Here is a 16775-nt window from a genome sequence, read left to right on the forward strand (position 1 = left end):
CGCAGCATGAGCACCTCCGCCACCGCATCGGTGTCCACGCACATCCTGGACACGTCCGCCGGCCGCCCCGCCGAGGGCGTCGCCGTCCACCTCCTCGCCCGCTCGGGGCGCGAGGCCGGCTGGCAGGCGCTCGGCGGCTCCGCGACCGACGCGGACGGGCGGTGCAAGGACCTGCCGGCGCTGCCGGAAGGCACCACCCACGTACGGCTCGACTTCGCCGTGGAGCCGTACTTCGAGAAGAAGCAAGCCGATGCGCAGCAGGACGCCCCCGCGAATCGGGACAGCGGTGCCGTGTTCTTCCCCGAGGTGGCGATCACCTTCGCCGTGACGCCCGGGGAGCACTACCACGTACCGCTGCTGCTCAACCCGTTCGGCTACTCCGTATACCGAGGGAGCTAGCTACTCATGCCCACCATTCTGGGACAGAACCAGTACGGCAAGGCCGAGAACCGAGTCGTCAAGATCACGCGGGACGGCGCCACTCACCACATCAAGGACCTCAACGTCTCCGTGTCGCTGAGCGGCGACATGGAAGAGGTCCACTACTCCGGCTCGAACGCCAACGTCCTGCCCACCGACACCACCAAGAACACGGTGTACGCGTTCGCCAAGGAGCACGGCATCGAGTCCGCCGAGCAGTTCGGCATCCACCTCGCCCGGCACTTCGTCACCAGCCAGGAGCCGATCCACCGGGCCCGGATCCGCATCGAGGAGTACGCCTGGGAGCGGATCGAGGCCTCCGACGCCAACTCGCAGTTCATCGGCGCCGACGAGGTCAAGCACTCCTTCGTGCGCAAGGGCCAGGAGACCCGGCTGACCCAGATCACCTACGACGGCTCCTCGTGGGAGGTCATCTCGGGCCTGAAGGACCTCGTCGTGATGAACTCGACCAACTCCGAGTTCTGGGGCTACGTCAAGGACAAGTACACGACGCTGAAGGAAGCCTACGACCGCATCCTGGCCACCCAGGTCTCCGCCCGCTGGCGGTTCAACTGGACCGACGACGACCAGCGCATGCCCCACTGGGAGAAGTCCTACGAGCAGACGAAGAAGCACATGCTCCAGGCCTTCGCCGAGACGTACTCGCTCTCGCTCCAGCAGACGCTGTACCAGATGGGCGCGCGGATCATCAACAACCGCAGCGAGATCGACGAGGTCCGTTTCTCCCTCCCGAACAAGCACCACTTCCTGGTGGACCTCGAGCCGTTCGGGCTGAAGAACGACAACGAGGTGTACTTCGCCGCCGACCGGCCCTACGGCCTGATCGAGGCGACGATCCTGCGGGACGGCTGCGAGGCGAAGATCCCCGTGGACCTCACCAACCTCTGACGCCCCTCCTGACGTTCCCTTTTTCGGCACCCGTGGCCGGGGAACCCTTCTCCTCGGCCACGGCACTCAAACTCCCAGGGTCCTGCCGTGCCCCCTCCACCTCAGCGCAAAGGACGAACCATGGCAGCAGCCCGGCGCATCGTCATCGAGAACTGTGCGATCGCGACCGTCGACGCCGACGACACCGAGTACGCCTCCGGGCACGTCGTCCTCGCCGGCAACCGCATCGAGTCGGTCGGCGCGGGCAAGGCCCCCGAGGGCCTGGAGAACGTCGTACGTCGTATCGACGCCTCCGGTCACCTCGTCACCCCCGGACTGATCAACACCCACCACCACTTCTACCAGTGGATCACCCGTGGTCTGGCCACGGACCACAACCTGTTCAACTGGCTGGTCGCGCTGTACCCGGTGTGGGCCCGCATCGACGAGCCGATGGTCCGCGCGGCGGCCCAGGGCTCGCTCGCGATGATGGCCCGCGGCGGCGTCACCACCGCCATGGACCACCACTACGTCTTCCCGCACGGCTCCGGCGACCTGTCCGGCGCGATCATCGGCGCCGCCCGCGACATGGGCGTCCGCTTCACCCTCGCCCGCGGCTCCATGGACCGCAGCGAGAAGGACGGCGGCCTGCCCCCGGACTTCGCCGTCGAGACCCTCGACGGCGCGCTGGCCGCCACCGAGGAGACCGTCCGGCAGCACCACGACTCCTCCTTCGACGCGATGACCCAGGTCGCGGTCGCGCCCTGCTCGCCCTTCTCCGTCTCCACCGAACTGATGCGGGACGGCGCCCAGCTGGCCCGCCGCCTCGGCGTACGGCTCCACACCCACGGCTCGGAGACCGTGGAAGAGGAGAAGTTCTGCCACGAACTGTTCGGCATGGGCCCGACCGACTACTTCGAGTCCACCGGCTGGCTCGGCGAGGACGTGTGGATGGCGCACTGCGTCCACATGAACGACTCCGACATCGCCGCCTTCGCCCGCACCAGGACCGGCGTCGCGCACTGCCCGTCGTCCAACGCCCGCCTCGCCGCCGGTATCGCCCGCGTCCCCGACATGCTCGCGGCCGGCATCCCGGTCGGCCTCGGCGTCGACGGCACCGCCTCCAACGAGTCCGGCGAACTCCACACCGAGCTGCGCAACGCCCTCCTCATCAACCGCCTCGGCGCGCACAAGGAGGCCGCCCTGAACGCCCGCCAGGCGCTGCGCCTCGGCACGTACGGCGGCGCCGAGGTGCTGGGCCGGGCGGCGGAGACCGGCTCCCTGGAGCCCGGCAAGCTCGCCGACCTCGTGCTGTGGAAGCTGGACACGCTCGCCCACGCCTCCATCGCCGACCCGGTGACCGCCCTGGTCTTCGGCGCGGCGGCCCCGGTCACCGCCTCCTTCGTGGACGGCCGGCAGATCGTCGAGGACGGGCGGCTGCTCACGGCCGACGAGGACGCCATCGCCCGCGCCACGCGGGACGAGGCCCGGCGGCTGGCGAGGATCGCCGCCCAGGGCTGACCACCCGGATGACTCCGGCCGGGAGGGACGGCTCCCGGCCGGTGGCCGCGGACCCGAGCGGGGTCCACGGCGGTCGTCTCCGGGGCGTGCGTACACGCGTGCGCCCCGGAACGGCCACCCCCGTCCCGCATGTCCGGTCCCGCACGACCACTCGCACCACCTCCTTGACACCCACGGCCGTCATCCGGCGCAGCCGTGTAACCGACCGGAGGGAAGCCGCCGTGGCCGACCACCCCGTTGACGAAAAACTCCCCGCGCTCAAGATGGCGACGACCGGCCTCCAGCACGTGGCCGCAATGTACGCGGGAGTCGTCGCCCCACCCCTGATCGTCGGCGCGGCCATCGGCCTGACCGCCACCGACCTGACCTTCCTCACCGGCGCCTGTCTGTTCACCGCGGGCCTCGCCACGTTCCTGCAGACCATCGGCGTCTGGAAGATCGGCGCCCGGCTGCCGTTCGTCAACGGCGTCACCTTCGCCGGTGTCGCCCCGATGACCGCGATCGTCGCCTCCACCGAGGACAAGTCCGACGCCCTGCCGATCATCTTCGGCGCGGTCATCGTCGCCGGACTCCTCGGCTTCATAGCCGCCCCCGTCTTCTGCAAGGCGGTCCGCTTCTTCCCGCCGGTGGTGACGGGCACGGTCATCACCCTGATCGGCGTCTCCCTGCTCCCGGTCGCCTTCGGCTGGGCCCAGGGCCCCGACCCGGCGGCGCACGACTACGGTTCGGTGACCAACCTCGGGCTGGCCGCCGGCACCCTCGTCGTCGTCCTGCTGCTGCGGCGTTTCACCCGGGGCTTCGTCAAGCAGATCGCCGTACTGCTCGGCCTGGTCGCGGGCACGCTCCTCGCGATTCCGTTCGGCGCCACGGACTTCGGCCCGGTCGCGGACGCGGCGGTCATCGGCTTCCCGACGCCCTTCCACTTCGGCGCCCCGCAGTTCCAGCTCGCCGCGATCCTCTCCCTGTGCGTGGTGATGGTGGTGTCGATGACCGAGTCGACCGCCGACATGCTGGCGCTGGGCGAGATCGTCGACCGCCCGGCCGACGAGAAGACCATCGCGGCCGGCCTGCGCGCCGACACCCTCGGCTCGGCGATCAGCCCGCTCTTCAACGGCTTCATGTGCAGCGCCTTCGCACAGAACATCGGCCTGGTCGCGATGACGAAGATCCGCAGCCGGTACGTCGTCGCCGCCGGCGGCGGTTTCCTGGTGCTGATGGGCCTGTGCCCGATGGCCGCCTCGCTGATCGCCGTCGTACCGCGACCGGTGCTCGGCGGGGCGGGTGTGGTCCTGTTCGGCTCGGTCGCGGCCAGCGGCATCCAGACCCTGGTCCGGGCCGGTCTGGAGAAGGACAACAACGTGCTGATCGTGGCCGTCTCCCTGGCCGTCGGCATCATCCCGATCACGGCGCCGGAGTTCTACCACGCCTTCCCGGAGACGGCGCGGATCGTCCTGGACTCGGGCATCTCGACGGGCTGCGTCGCGGCGGTCCTGCTGAACCTGGTCTTCAACCACCTGGGCCCGCGCGACCGGGACGCCCACGACGTGACCCACCCGATGGAGGCGGGCGAGGAGATCACGGGCGTCCCCCGGACCCCGGCAGCACCGTGAGATCGGCGAAAACAGCTCCGAACTCCGCTTAGGCTTCTGCCTCGGTCAACTCACCGTTGACCGGGGGGCAGGGGACGAGGGGGAGACGGACCGATGAACCACGCGACCGAGGTGTTCCGGCCGTTGCAGGCGGACGATCCGCCCGTGGTGGCCGGATACCGCCTGGCCGCCCGGCTCGGCGCGGGCGGCATGGGCCGGGTCTACCTGTCGCACACGCAGGGCGGCCGGCCGGTGGCGATCAAGGTGGTCCGGCCGGAGCTGGCCGACGACCCGGCCTTCCGGCGGCGGTTCCGCCGGGAGGTCGAGGCCGCCCGGCGGGTCCGGGGCGCGTACACGGCCGAGCTGATCGACGCCGACGCGGACGGCACACCGCCCTGGGCGGCCACGCTGTACGTGCCCGGCCCGTCCCTGACGGAGGCCGTCGCCCGGCGCGGACCGCTGCCGGCGCCCGCGGTGCTGTGGCTGATGGCGGGGGTGGCCGAGGCGCTCCAGGCCATCCACGGCGCGGGCATCGTGCACCGGGACCTCAAGCCGTCGAACGTGCTGCTGGCCGCCGACGGGCCGCGGGTGATCGACTTCGGCATCTCGCTGGCCTCCGACTTCACCTCGCACACCGCCACGGGCGCAACCGTCGGCACTCCTCACTTCATGGCTCCCGAGCAGGCGTCCGGCGGCGAGGTCACCGCGGCGACCGACGTCTTCGCGCTGGGCCAGACGGCGGCGTTCGCGGCGCTGGGCCGGCCGCTGTACGGGGACGGCTCCGCGGTCGGGGTGCTGTACCGGATCGTGCACGACGAACCCGACCTGTCCGTGCTGCCCGAGCAGCTCCGTCCGCTGATCGCCCGCTGCCTGGCCGCCGCCCCGGAGGACCGGGCCGGTCTGGCGGAGATCGTCGAGTGGTGCCGGCAGGGGCTGGGCGCGGACGCCGAGGCCGGAGCGGGCCCGGCCGTCTGGCGGGACGTCATGGGGCCCGAGGTGACGGTCCCCTCCCCGGCGGACCTCGACGCCACCTGGGCCTCCCCGGCGCCCCTCGACCCGACCAGGGTGCACATGCAGCCCCTGGTCGTCACGCAGCCGCAGACGCGGCCGCAGGGACCGGAGGAGAGACGGGCGCGCAGACGGCGCTCCGCCCTGATCACGACCGCGGCCGTGACGGCGGGGGCGTTGGTGCTGACCGGCCTGGCGTGGATGGTCGCGGACGCGGGGAACAGATTCGGCGACTGGGTGGCGGGCGCACCGTCGACGCCCGGCCCGGAGAAGTCCGGACGGTCGGCCGCGCCGGAGTCGTCGACGGGGGCGCGCTCGGGCTCCGGGCCCGCGTCGGGAGCGGGAGCGAAGGCGGAGGCGGGCGGCGGAACCCCGGAAGCGTCCGCTCCGACCCCGTCCGCGTCCAAGTCTCCGCAGGTCATCACGCAGGCGCCAGTGCTGCTGAACGCGAAGACCTCGCTCAGCTTCGAGAAGCCGCTCTGGCGCGAGGACCGCAAGGGAGACATCCGCCTCAACTGTGAGAACCCGAGCTGCGAGCTGGAGAGCGACACCAGCGTGTTCGTCCAGATGTTCACCGACGAGGCGGTTTCCCTCGACGAGTGCCGGCTCCTGCTCGGCGCTGCCGACCGTCACCGCTGGACGCTGGCCTCGGTGGCGGCCGGCAGCCAGATCTGCGCCAAGCACCCCTCCGGTGACATCGCCCTGCTCGTGGTCCAGACGAAGTCGACCGCGCTGCCGGAGCTCGCCTCCCTCATGGTGGACATGACCGTCTGGAAGAAGGCGGCCTAGAGTCCGAACAGTCCCGGGTCCGACGCCAGCTTCCTGAAGTACTCCTGGGGGCCCGGGACCAGCTTGCGGGCCTTCAGGTCCAGCAGGCCGCCGACCGCCGTGATCTCGGCCGCCACCGTGCCGTCGGTCTTGCGGACCGTCTGCTCGATGCGGAAGGTCTTGCCCTCCCCCCAGGCGAAGGCGCAGGTCACCTCGACCTCGTCGCCCGCGAGCAGCTCCCGTTTGTAGCGGATGGTCGTCTCCAGGGAGACCGGGCCCACGCCGCTGCCTATCAGGGCGGACTGGCTGATCCCCGCGGCCCGCAGTAACGACCAGCGGGCGTGCTCCGCGTAGTTCAGGTACACGCTCTGGTTGAGGTGACCCTGTACGTCGGTCTCGTAACCGCGGACGGTCACCGGGACGGAAAACGGCTCGCTCATGGGCTTCCCTTCTCGCACCGGACACTCGTGGCGTACGCAACGATCCACCGATCTTGGCATGCTCATCACGCCCGGCGCGGCGAGGCCAGGAGATAGCGGGTCCCGGTGCGCGGCTCGCGGTGCTCGCTCACCTGCCAGCCTGCCCCTTCCAGGGTGGCCGCGCAGGTCCGCAGCGCCTCGCCGTCCGGCTCGTACACGGCGACGGCCTCCGGCTGCGGGGTCTCCCGCACCCGGTAGCCCCCGTCGCCCTGCCCGGCCGGGTGGTGTCCGGCCGCCTCCAGCGCGAGGGCGGCGGCCTGCACGAGATGCGTGCGCTCCCAGCCGCACGGCCGCTCCACCGCGCCGTCCGGGTTGGTCATCCGGCGCAGCTCCAGCAGCCCCTGCCAGGCGCTGTGCACCTCGCGGCGCCGCGCGGGCCCGCTCTGCGGTGCCGCCTCCTCCCCGCCGACGCGCGCGGCGAACACACCGGCGGTGGCGGGGGCCTCGGTGGCGGGCTCGTGCACCTGCATGACGCCCTGCCGCACCCGGTGGCCCTCCGGCGTCAGGAAGTGATCGTGCGGCGGCCGCGGGTGCCGGAAGGCGAGCCCTCGCTTCACCAGCGCGGCGAGCTGCGCCTCCGTACCCCGCAGCCGGCCGGTCACCGGGTCGGCGGCGTCGATGACCCGCCGCTGCGCGGCGGTCGGCGGTCGGGTCACGGCGCGCTCCTCTCCGGCACGGGACAGGCCCTCGCGCACGGGACAGGCCCCGGGGCACTCGCCCCACCTGCTGGAAGGCTACGACCCGCCACTGACATCGCGCCTACTGCCGGTACCCGCCGAGGAACCGCCCGATCCGCCCGATCGCCGCCTCCAGGTCGTCGGCGTAGGGGAGGGTCAGGATCCGGAAGTGGTCGGGGGTCGGCCAGTTGAAGCCGGTGCCCTGGACCACCTGGATCTTCTCCCGCAGCAGCAGGTCCAGGACGAACTTCTCGTCGTCGTGGATCTTGTGCACCTTGGGGTCGAGTCGGGGGAACGCGTACAGCGCCCCCTTCGGCTTCACGCACGTCACGCCGGGGATCTCGTTCAGCTTCTCCCAGGCCACGTCGCGCTGTTCGCGCAGCCGGCCGCCCGGCAGGGTGAGGTCGCGGATGGACTGCCGCCCGCCGAGCGCGGCCTGGATGGCGTACTGGGCGGGCGCGTTGGCGCACAGCCGCATGGAGGCCAGCATGGTGAGGCCCTCCAGGTAGTCCTTCGCGTGCTGCCTCGGGCCGGTGACCACCATCCAGCCCGAGCGGAAGCCCGCCACGCGGTACGTCTTCGACAGGCCGCAGAAGGTGAGCACCACCAGGTCGGGGGCGAGCGCGGCGGCCGAGTGGTGCACGGCGTCGTCGTAGAGGATCTGGTCGTAGATCTCGTCGGCGAACACCATCAGGCCGTGCCGCCGGGCGAGGTCGAGGATGCCCTCGACGATCTCCTTCGGGTAGACCGCGCCGGTGGGGTTGTTGGGGTTGATGATGACCACGGCCTTCGTACGGTCCGTGATCTTCGACGCCATGTCGTCCAGGTCCGGGTACCAGTCGGCCTGCTCGTCGCAGAGGTAGTGGACCGCCTTGCCGCCCGCGAGGGTCGTCACGGCCGTCCAGAGGGGGAAGTCCGGGGCGGGGATGAGGATCTCGTCGCCGTCCTCCAACAGCGCCTGGACCGCCATCGACACCAGTTCGGAGACGCCGTTGCCGAGGAAGACGTCGTCGACGCCGACCTCCAGGCCCAGCGTCTGGTAGCGCTGGGCGACCGCGCGGCGGGCGGAGAGGATGCCGCGCGAGTCGGTGTAGCCGTGCGCCTGCGGCAGCATCCGGATCATGTCCTGGAGGATCTCGTCCGGCGCCTCGAATCCGAAGAGGGCGGGGTTGCCGGTGTTCAGGCGCAGCACGCTGTGACCTGCCTCCTCCAGCGCGTTGGCGTGCTCTATCACCGGGCCGCGGATCTCGTAACAGACCTCGCTCAGCTTGCTCGACTGCCGGAACTCCATGCGCCGCTTCCCCTCGCCGACTTGTGTTGCTTGGTTTTACCAAGTAGCCGCTTGGAAAGTCCAACAACTTGTCTAGACTGCGTCGCATGCCACCTCGCCGCAGCTACGACCAGTACTGTTCCGCCGCCCGCGCCCTCGACGTCGTCGGCGACCGCTGGACCCTCCTGATCGTCCGGGAGCTCCTCGCCGGTCCCCGCCGCTACACCGACCTGCACGCGGACCTGCCCGGCGTCAGCACGGACGTACTCGCCTCGCGGCTGAAGGACATGGAGCGCGACGGCCTCGCGACCCGCCGCCGGCTGCCCCCGCCCGGCGCCGCCTTCGTCTACGAACTCACCGCGCAGGGCCGCGAGTTGCTGCCCGTGCTCCAGGCGCTGGGGCAGTGGGGGCAGGCAGAGCTCGGCGAGCGGCGGCCGACGGACGCGGTACGGGCGCACTGGTTCGCCCTGCCCCTGCTGCGTCTCCTGGACGGAGAGGGGCTCGTCGAAGTCCTCCTGGAGGAGGGGCAGTTCCACCTGCGCGCCGGTGCCGAGGAGGGCCCCGTGTACGGCGACGGGCCCGCCCCCGGCGAGCCGGACGCCCGGCTGGTCCTGGACACCGGCACGTGCACGGCGCTCAGCCGGGGGGAGTTGAGCCTGGCCCGGGCCGTGCGCGAGGGCCGGGTCGAGGTGAGCGGCGAGGGCACGCTCGCGAAGGCACTGCGCGAGGCATGACCTCGCCAGGGCGCTCCGCGAGGCATGAAAGAAGGCCCGTGTGACACGGGCCTTCTGTGAGAGGTCAGGCGCTCGGTGGCACCCGCACGGGCCGTCCCGCGCCGCGTGTCAGCGCGTACCCGCCGACACCCGCCAGCGCGGCCAGCACGCCGCCCACCGCCGTCCACACCCACCGGTCCGACCACCAGCCGGACGCCCAGCCGTCCTCCGGTTCGAGGCCGGCCAGCACCGCTGCGTTCTCCTTCTTCTCCTCGGACCGCGTCGCGATGCCCGGCACCAGGGGCTCGGACAGCGAGCCGTCCACCGCCGCCGCGCCGCCGATGTCCTTGGAGTCGGCCCGGACCTCGGTGTCGACCGGGAGGCCCAGGTCGGAGGCGGGGACGCCGGTCGCCGTCAGCCGGATGTAATACGTGCCGGGCAGCGGGTCGTTCGCCCACGGCTCCGACCAGGCGCGGACCGTGCGCAGTACACAGGCCAGCTCCACTGAGGGCGCGTCCGCCGCCGCGGTGCGGGTCTGTGCCCCGTACTGGCAGGCCTGGCGGCGGCGCAGGCCGTCGTACACGTCGATCTGCCAGGTCTGCGCGGCGTGGGTGTCCGGCAGCTTCACCGTCGCCCTGACCGTGGGGCGCTGCCCGGTGTCGGCGGGGAACGACCAGTACAGGTAGTCGCCCGTGGAGCCGCTCGCCGTGGCCCGCTGCCCCTGCCCGATCTCCGCGGCCGTACGGAACGAGGTGCCCGCCCGCTTGGCCGCCGACGCGCCGTCCCGCGACGCGCTCGGCCACGGGTCGGCCGCGGCCGGCGCGGCCGCCAGTCCGAGGGTCAGCAGCGCGGCGCTCAACGCACGTACCGTTCGCATCAGTTGGTCCTCCAGACCGCGACCCGCCAGCGCGACAGCCAGCCCCAGACGAGACCGGCGAGGAAGCCGGTGAGAATCAGCGCGCCGAGCAGCCACCAGCCGCGGCCGAGGCCGAAGGAGGCCACGTCACCCGCCTGGCTCGGGCCGTCCACGACGTCGACCGTCAGCTCCAGCGGCAGCCCGGGCGTGCTCTTCACCCCGGAGGCCGGCGAGAAGGAGTGGGTGACCGCCAGGCACACGGTCTCCGCGGCCGGCTTGTCGCCGTCGGAGTCGTCACGCTCGGGCTCGGGGTACCTCAGCCCCGTCGAGATCACATCCGTACGGCCGTTGCCCGCCGCCTCACCGCGCACGATCTCCCGGCCGTGCGTCGTGACCGCCCGCAGCAGCACCCCGTAGCCGGGGTTCACGGCACGGTCGGCCGCCACGCTCACCGAGGCCCGCAGCTCCTGGCCCGGCAGCACGTCCACCCGGTACCAGCGCTGCTGCCCGAACTCCTCCCGGTCCGTGAACAGCCCCGACTTCAGCGCCGGTGCCCCGGTGCACGCGGCGGCGCCCTCCACCGGCACCGGCGTCACCACCGGATCGGCCGCCCGGTCCACCAACTGGTTGACCCGGTCGGTGAGTTCGTCCTGGTGCTCCACCGAGGTGTACGTGCCGCCGGTGGCTTCGGCGATGCAGCTCAGCTGCCTGCTCAGCTTGGCCGTCGGCACCAGGCCCAGCGTGTCGATGGTCAGGCCGATGCCCTTGGCGGCGATCTCGCGGGCCACCTCGCACGGGTCGAGCGGCGCGCAGGTGTCCTCGCCGTCGCTGATCAGCACGATGCGCTTGGAGCCGTCGCCGCCGTCCAGGTCGTCGGCCGCCTTCAGCAGGGCCGGGCCGATCGGCGTCCAGCCGGTCGGGGTGAGCGTGGCGACGGCCGTCTTGGCCTCGGTGCGGTCCAGCGGGCCGACCGGGTAGAGCTGCGCGGTGTCCTTGCAGCCCGTCTTCCGGTCGTCGCCCGGGTAGTTCGCGCCGAGGGTGCGGATGCCGAGCTCGACCTCCTCCGGCGTCGCGTCGAGCACCTCGTTGAACGCCTGCTTCGCGGCGGCCATCCGCGACTGTCCGTCGATGTCACGGGCCCTCATCGAGCCGCTGACATCGAGGACGAGGTCGACCTTGGGGGCGTCCTGGCCGGTGGGTTCACCGGCTGCCGCTCCGGCCGGGAAGGCGAGCCCGGCCGTCAGCGCGGCGAGCAGGGCACAGACGCCCGCCGCCAGCCGTTTTCTTGTGATCATCGGCGGATCTTATGGAGCAGGGGTGCCGTGCTCCAAAACGGGGCTCAGGCAAGGGGATTGGGCAGGTCCGCCCACTGGTCGCCGGACGTCTGCGGCGAGAGCCGCATCAGCGTCAGCGCCTTCGTGGGCAGGGGCTCCGCGCGCAGCGCCGCGAGGTCCGGGGTGCGGGGCACATCCCGTACGGCCGTCTCCAGCGCCTGCGTGAGCGCCGCACCCGACCCCGCCGTGCCGGCCAGCGCGCCCGCCACCAGCGAGCCGAACAGCTTGCGCCGCAGCACTCGTTCGTCGTCCGTGACCATACGGGCGGGCAGGTCGGGCACCGCGATGCCGTGCCGGGCCAGACGGGCCGGGCTGACGCGGATGTCGGCCAGGTCGCGGTAGACCAGCCGCAGTGGATCGCCCGCCGGCGAGAGGATCACCAGGAGGTTCTGGCCGTGCGCCTCCAGGGCCACGCCCAGCTCCAGCAGCCGCAGACCGGCGGTGAGGGCGAGCCGCACGAAGCCGGCCAGCCAGGCGGGGGAGCGGGGGAACTCGGTCGTGGCGAGTGCCGCCACCGGCAGGACCCGTTCGCCGGGCGTCGCGTACGTCTCCGGCGGCTCCCGCAGGACGGCCGCGAAGTCGGGGGAGCCGGCCGCCGCCGCGCCCAGGGTGCGCGTCATGTGCAGCAGCCCGTCGGTGTGCGCCGCCGGCGCCCCGGCGAAGTCCGACAGCACCGCGGACGCGGCGACCGAGGCCAGCGAGATGTCCCGCACCGAGGACGTCAGCCGGGCGCTGAGCGAGGTCTTGACGTGCGGCCCACCGGGCAGCGCGAGCGTCCGCAGCGCCATCAGGGGGTGCCCGGGGCGCCGCTCCTCGCACACCCGCTTCAGCACATGCGCCGCCTGCCACGGATGCACCGGCAGCACCACCCTCTCCCCGTCCCGCAGTTCCCGCGGCCACGCCCCCGTCACCAGGCACTCCTCCGCCCGCACCGGCACCAGCCCCAGCTCCACCAGCGGCCGGTGCTCGGGCCCGTAGGCGAGTTGCTCCGCCACCGAGAAACCGGGCCGGGACCGGCACGTGGGGTGGAACGGATGCCCGTCGACGATCCGCTGCTCCCACTCCCAGTCGCACTCCGGCCGACCTTCCGTCGCGTGCCCCTCCTGCCCGGCCCTCGACAGCGCCAACGAGGCGACACTGTGCGCGAGTTCGGCGGCGAAGGACGCGGAGTGCGGTACGGCGAGGTCCGTCACCAGCCGGGCCGGATCGTCGTACTCCGCCTCGTCGAGCCGTACGACGGTGACGTACGCGCCGGTCGCGTACGGATCCGGCCGCGGGCCGTGCAGCCGGCGGCCGTCCGACAGGTACAGGGTCAGCCCGTCCCCGCCCTGCTCGCGGCGGGTGACCCAGGGCAGCGGATCGTGGGCGAGACCGCGCCACAGCCGGGACAGCACGGCCGCCCGGGCACCGGGCAGTTCGGCCTCGTACCGCGGCAGGAGACCGGGCCGCACGACGGCCAGTTCGTCGGCGACCTCGGCCTCGGCGGTGGGGGAACGGTGCACGGGCGGGCTCCTCGGGTACGAATAGGGCGTCACGGCGGGATGACGACGGCACGCATACTGATCATCTCCGCCCGGAAGGCCGGAAATCCTTCAAGGACCGCAGGGAACGAGTGGAAGCGTGGACCTCATGCCCCCGCCCGACGGCGACGACTCCGCCCACGGTGACTGTGCCCATGGTGACTCCGCACACGGTGTCTCCGCCCAGGACGACCCGGTCACCGGCGGCCTGGCCGAACAGGCCGACGCGTACGCCGCCGTGCCGCTGCTGAACTGCCTGCTGCGGGAGGTGGCGCAGCCGGTGAGCGGGACCGGCGAGCACCGGGTCCACCACCTGCCCGGCGCGGACCGCCTGCTGCGTGTGCGCGGCACGCGGCGGCCCGCCGGGCCCGAGGTCCGCACGGCCGGCGGCTGGCACCGTATCGGCCACACCGAACTGGTCAAACTCGTCGCCGAGGAACTGCGCCGGCACACCGGGCTGTCCAACCACGAACTGCCCGCCGAGATGATCGACAGCCGGGACGCCGTGGCCGCGCTGCTGGCCGCCCGCGCCCGGGCCACCCCGCCCGACGACCCCTACCGGCGTTCCGAGCAGTGCCTCCTCACCGGCCACACCCACCACCCGGCCCCCAAGGCGCGCGGCGGCGGCCCCGCCGCCGGGTGGCTGCCCTACGCGCCCGAGGCGTACGCCCGCTTCCCGCTGACCCTGCTCGGGCTGCGCGAGGACACCGTCGTCGAGGAGGGCGACACCTCGGCCCTCGACGCCCTCGGCACGGCCCCGCCCGGCTACCGGCTGCTGCCCGCGCACCCCTGGCAGCTCGACCTGGCCGGTGCGGAACTCGCCGACGCCTTCGCGGACGGCAGACTCGTCCGGCTCGGGACGACCGCCCCCGACACCTGGCCGACGGCCGCGATCCGCACGCTCTACACGCCCGGGCACGACCTCTTCCTGAAGTTCAGCCTGGACGTGCGCATCACCAACGACATCCGCCGGCTGTGGCGTCACGACCTGCTCGCCCTGCGCCGCACCGACACGGCCGTGCGCGCCGCCCTCGCCACGTTCGAAGGCCCCCCGGCCTGGCTGAGCGACCGCGGGTACCGCACCGCCGACTTCGCCTTCGAGGCCCTGGCCGTCCTCGTCCGGGACGGTTTCGGCGGCCGTCTCCTGCCCGGCGCGACCCCGCTGCTCGCCGCCGGTCTCGTCGAGGGCTTCGACGGCAGCCCGCTCGACCGGGCCGCCGACCCCGGGGCCTGGTGGGCGGCGTACCTGGCGCGGGTGGTGCCCCCGGCCCTGACGGCCTTCGCCCGGCACGGCGTCGTCATCGAGGCACACCTGCAGAACACCCTGGTCGCCGTGGACGCAGACGGCATGCCCGTGCAGGCGCTGTACCGGGACGCCGAGGGCGTGAAACTGCTGCCGGACGTCCCGCGCGAAGCCGGCTGGCAGCGACTCGTGTACTGCCTCGTCGTCAACCACCTCAGCGAGATCGCCGGCGCCCTGGTGGAGCGCCGCCCCGGCTTCGACCCCTGGCCCGCGGCCCGCCGCGAACTCGCCCGCCACGACGTCCCCGAGATCCCCGCCCTGCTCGCGTCACTCACCCTCCCGGGCAAGACGAACCTGCTGCTCCGCTGGACCGGCGCGAACGGCGCGGACGCGCGCTACCTGCCGTTGCCCAACCCGCTGCGCGGCGCCTGAACGAGCAGGTCACCCGTCCGGACCCTCCGGCGGGGCACCGGCGCGGGGCCGCGGTCAGGGTGAGGGTGGCTGTCCGTGCCGTGTCCCCCAGCGAGGAGAGGTATGACCGAGACCGACAGGGCCACCGCCCTCGCCGCCGAGCCCTCGGAGCACACCGACCCGGATCCCGCCAAGGCCGATCTGCGGAGGGTGGGCGCGCACCCGGACCACTGGTATCCGGTCGCCCTGTCCCGGCGCGTGCGCACCGGGAAGGTGCTGGCGGCCACGTTCGCGGGGGAGCGCATCGCCCTGTTCCGCTCGGAGAGCGGCGACGTGCACGCGCTGGAGGACCGGTGTGCCCACCGGCAGGTGCCGTTGAGCATGGGCGTCGTGGAGGGCGAGACGCTCCGCTGCCGCTACCACGCCTGGGCCTATCGCGGCGACGGCCGCATCTCGCAGATCCCGTACCTGGCCAAGGGCGATCGTCGGCCGCCCCGCGGTGTGCGCGGCTACCCCGTGCGCGAGGCGTACGGCCTGGTCTTCGTCTTCCCGGGCGACCCGCAGCGCGCGGCGGCCACACCGCTGCCGCACCTGCCCGCCTTCGGTTCCCCGCGGTACCGGACCATGACGTTCTCCCGGACCGTGCGCTGCCACTACTCGTTCATGCACGAGAACCTCCTCGACATGAACCACCAGTTCCTCCACCGGGGCGTCGTCGGCAGGCTCCACCCCGAACTCCTGGGATACGAGGCCGACGAGCGGTCCGTGGAGGCCAGGTACCTGTTCACCCACACCGGGGGGAAGCGCAACCGCAGCGCCGGGCTGCTGGCCGCCGAGGGCCTCGGGGGCGGCACCGCCGATGTCATGACGATCCGCACCGAGTACCCGTACCAGACGCTCGACCTCGTCCCGGAGAACGCCGACCGCCCCGCCTTCCGCCTCTGGGCCGCCTACGTGCCCGAGGACGCCGAGCAGCGCACGTGTCACGCCTTCGGACTGCTCATGATCGAGAAGCCCGGGATCCCCGGCCTCCTGCAGGTGGCCTGGCCGTTCATCAGGCGTTTCACCGAGCGGGTGTTCGCCGAGGACCGCATGGCCGTGGAAGCCGAGCAGCGGGCCTGGGACGAGCAGGGCGAGGACCGCAACCACGAGGTCTTCCCGCTGATCCTCGACGTCCGCGAGGTGCTGCGCAGAAACGGCGTCCCCCTCCGGCCCCGGGCCGCCGTCTGCGGCGGCGCGGCACCGTGCGACGGTGCGGGGCTCCCCGACGGCCTCCGGGGTCAGGAGTGACTTGACGCCGGTGCCGTCGCGTCCGGCTCCGGGACGGACGGGGCCTCGTCGTCCATGTCGCCGCGCAGGGCGGCCATGACGAAGGCCGTCATGGAGGCCAGGCCGAGCAGCGCGAGCGGTCCCCAGATCGCCGGAATCGCCCAGAACGGCCAGCCGTTGGCGCTCTGCGCCCACAGGGTGAAGAGGGCCGCGAGGCCCATGCAGACGCCGTGCCACCGCACCACGCTTCCCGCTGTCGCGTGCCGCCGGTCACCCCGCGCGAACAGCGGCCACGCCCCGCCGACGAGGGCGGGCAGACCGAACGCGAAACAGGCGAGCGCGCCGCCGAGGCGGTCCTCGGGCCAGCCCACGGGCCCGCGGGACGTCTGCTGCCTGCGCCCGTCGGCGTCCCGCACCTCGACGACCTGCCCGTGCCAGATCAGGCCGACGACCTTCTCGCCCGGCTCGAGCTCCGACAGGACCGGATCGGTCGTCCGGAAGGTCACGTGCCAGGGCTTGCCGGAGGGCAGCAGCAGCTCCGCTTCCGGTGAGCCGTTCCGCCTCCCGCTGTTCAGGTCGGTCTTCCGGACGCTGAACTCCTGCTCCCACCGGCACCCCGACGCCTTCACCGGGACGGAGACGCAGGCCGGCGCGGCACGGAACTCCCGCTCCCGGTCCAGCGCCCCGCGGACCTGAAGCGTCATGGCCACTCCGGTGACGAGCGTCGCGACACCCATCAGCAGCCACATCACGTTCCCCGGCCCTTACCGTCCGCCCGACCGCATCGTGCCTCCCCACGCCTCGCCGGA

The 16775-nt window shown here is 72.7% G+C and carries 15 protein-coding genes; 8 read left to right on the top strand and 7 right to left on the bottom strand.

All coding sequences use genetic code 11. The annotated features are described in order from the left end of the window. Positions 1-6 precede the first annotated feature (6 nt). The 5 genes from uraH (at position 7) to ACZ3I3_RS26210 (ending at position 6215) form a co-directional block, all read left to right on the top strand. Positions 7-399, top strand: coding sequence for a hydroxyisourate hydrolase (gene uraH / locus ACZ3I3_RS26190; RefSeq protein WP_467368952.1), 393 nt, complete (start codon positions 7-9; stop codon positions 397-399). 6 nt (positions 400-405) lie between these two features. Next, positions 406-1329, top strand: coding sequence for a factor-independent urate hydroxylase (gene pucL, locus ACZ3I3_RS26195; RefSeq protein WP_467368954.1), 924 nt, complete (start codon positions 406-408; stop codon positions 1327-1329). Positions 1330-1449: 120 nt separating this feature from the next. After that, the gene (locus ACZ3I3_RS26200; RefSeq protein WP_467368956.1) at positions 1450-2829 is read left to right on the top strand and encodes an 8-oxoguanine deaminase; all 1380 of its coding nucleotides are present in this window, start codon (positions 1450-1452) and stop codon (positions 2827-2829) included. Positions 2830-3050: 221 nt separating this feature from the next. Further along, on the top strand, positions 3051-4439 hold the full coding sequence (locus ACZ3I3_RS26205; protein ID WP_467368958.1) for a nucleobase:cation symporter-2 family protein: 1389 nt from the start codon (positions 3051-3053) through the stop codon (positions 4437-4439). 93 nt (positions 4440-4532) lie between these two features. Next, complete coding sequence (locus ACZ3I3_RS26210) at positions 4533-6215, top strand: serine/threonine-protein kinase (RefSeq protein ID WP_467368960.1); 1683 nt, start codon at positions 4533-4535, stop codon at positions 6213-6215. Here the strand turns inward: ACZ3I3_RS26210 and ACZ3I3_RS26215 are convergent. The 3 genes from ACZ3I3_RS26215 to ACZ3I3_RS26225 form a co-directional block, all read right to left on the bottom strand. Further along, positions 6212-6634, bottom strand: coding sequence for an acyl-CoA thioesterase (locus tag ACZ3I3_RS26215; RefSeq protein ID WP_279544917.1), 423 nt, complete (start codon positions 6632-6634; stop codon positions 6212-6214). The genes ACZ3I3_RS26210 and ACZ3I3_RS26215 overlap by 4 nt on opposite strands. Positions 6635-6699: 65 nt before the next feature. Continuing rightward, positions 6700-7329, bottom strand: coding sequence for a hypothetical protein (locus ACZ3I3_RS26220; RefSeq protein ID WP_467368961.1), 630 nt, complete (start codon positions 7327-7329; stop codon positions 6700-6702). Between the two features lie 103 nt (positions 7330-7432). Next, entirely contained in the window at positions 7433-8641 is a 1209-nt protein-coding gene (locus tag ACZ3I3_RS26225; RefSeq protein ID WP_467368963.1) for a pyridoxal phosphate-dependent aminotransferase, read from the bottom strand. A gap of 86 nt (positions 8642-8727) precedes the next feature. On the opposite strand from ACZ3I3_RS26225, the gene ACZ3I3_RS26230 reads away from it, so the two are divergent. Continuing rightward, positions 8728-9354 carry a winged helix-turn-helix transcriptional regulator gene (locus tag ACZ3I3_RS26230; protein WP_467368965.1) on the top strand — a complete coding sequence of 209 codons (627 nt, stop codon included), beginning with the start codon at positions 8728-8730 and terminating at the stop codon, positions 9352-9354. A gap of 64 nt (positions 9355-9418) precedes the next feature. Here ACZ3I3_RS26230 and ACZ3I3_RS26235 read toward each other — a convergent pair whose 3' ends face one another. The 3 genes from ACZ3I3_RS26235 to ACZ3I3_RS26245 are packed head-to-tail and all read right to left on the bottom strand — an operon-like array spanning position 9419 to position 13025. Beyond that, positions 9419-10210 (bottom strand): hypothetical protein, encoded by a 792-nt coding sequence (locus ACZ3I3_RS26235; RefSeq protein ID WP_467368967.1) that lies wholly within the window; start codon positions 10208-10210, stop codon positions 9419-9421. After that, positions 10210-11484 (bottom strand): VWA domain-containing protein, encoded by a 1275-nt coding sequence (locus ACZ3I3_RS26240; protein ID WP_467368969.1) that lies wholly within the window; start codon positions 11482-11484, stop codon positions 10210-10212. Before ACZ3I3_RS26240 ends, ACZ3I3_RS26235 begins: the two co-directional genes overlap by 1 nt. A 44-nt stretch (positions 11485-11528) precedes the next feature. Then, entirely contained in the window at positions 11529-13025 is a 1497-nt protein-coding gene (locus tag ACZ3I3_RS26245) for an IucA/IucC family protein (RefSeq protein ID WP_467368971.1), read from the bottom strand. A 127-nt stretch (positions 13026-13152) separates the two neighbouring features. On the opposite strand from ACZ3I3_RS26245, the gene ACZ3I3_RS26250 reads away from it, so the two are divergent. Both ACZ3I3_RS26250 and ACZ3I3_RS26255 read left to right on the top strand, forming a co-directional pair. Beyond that, entirely contained in the window at positions 13153-14718 is a 1566-nt protein-coding gene (locus tag ACZ3I3_RS26250) for an IucA/IucC family protein (protein WP_467369009.1), read from the top strand. Between the two features lie 102 nt (positions 14719-14820). Continuing rightward, positions 14821-15987, top strand: coding sequence for a Rieske 2Fe-2S domain-containing protein (locus ACZ3I3_RS26255; protein ID WP_467368973.1), 1167 nt, complete (start codon positions 14821-14823; stop codon positions 15985-15987). On the opposite strand, the gene ACZ3I3_RS26260 is transcribed toward ACZ3I3_RS26255, so the two are convergent. Further along, positions 15978-16715 (bottom strand): hypothetical protein, encoded by a 738-nt coding sequence (locus ACZ3I3_RS26260; protein ID WP_467369011.1) that lies wholly within the window; start codon positions 16713-16715, stop codon positions 15978-15980. The genes ACZ3I3_RS26255 and ACZ3I3_RS26260 overlap by 10 nt on opposite strands. Between the last annotated feature and the right edge of the window lie 60 nt (positions 16716-16775).

It is taken from the genome of Streptomyces sp. NPDC016851, assembly GCF_055562795.1.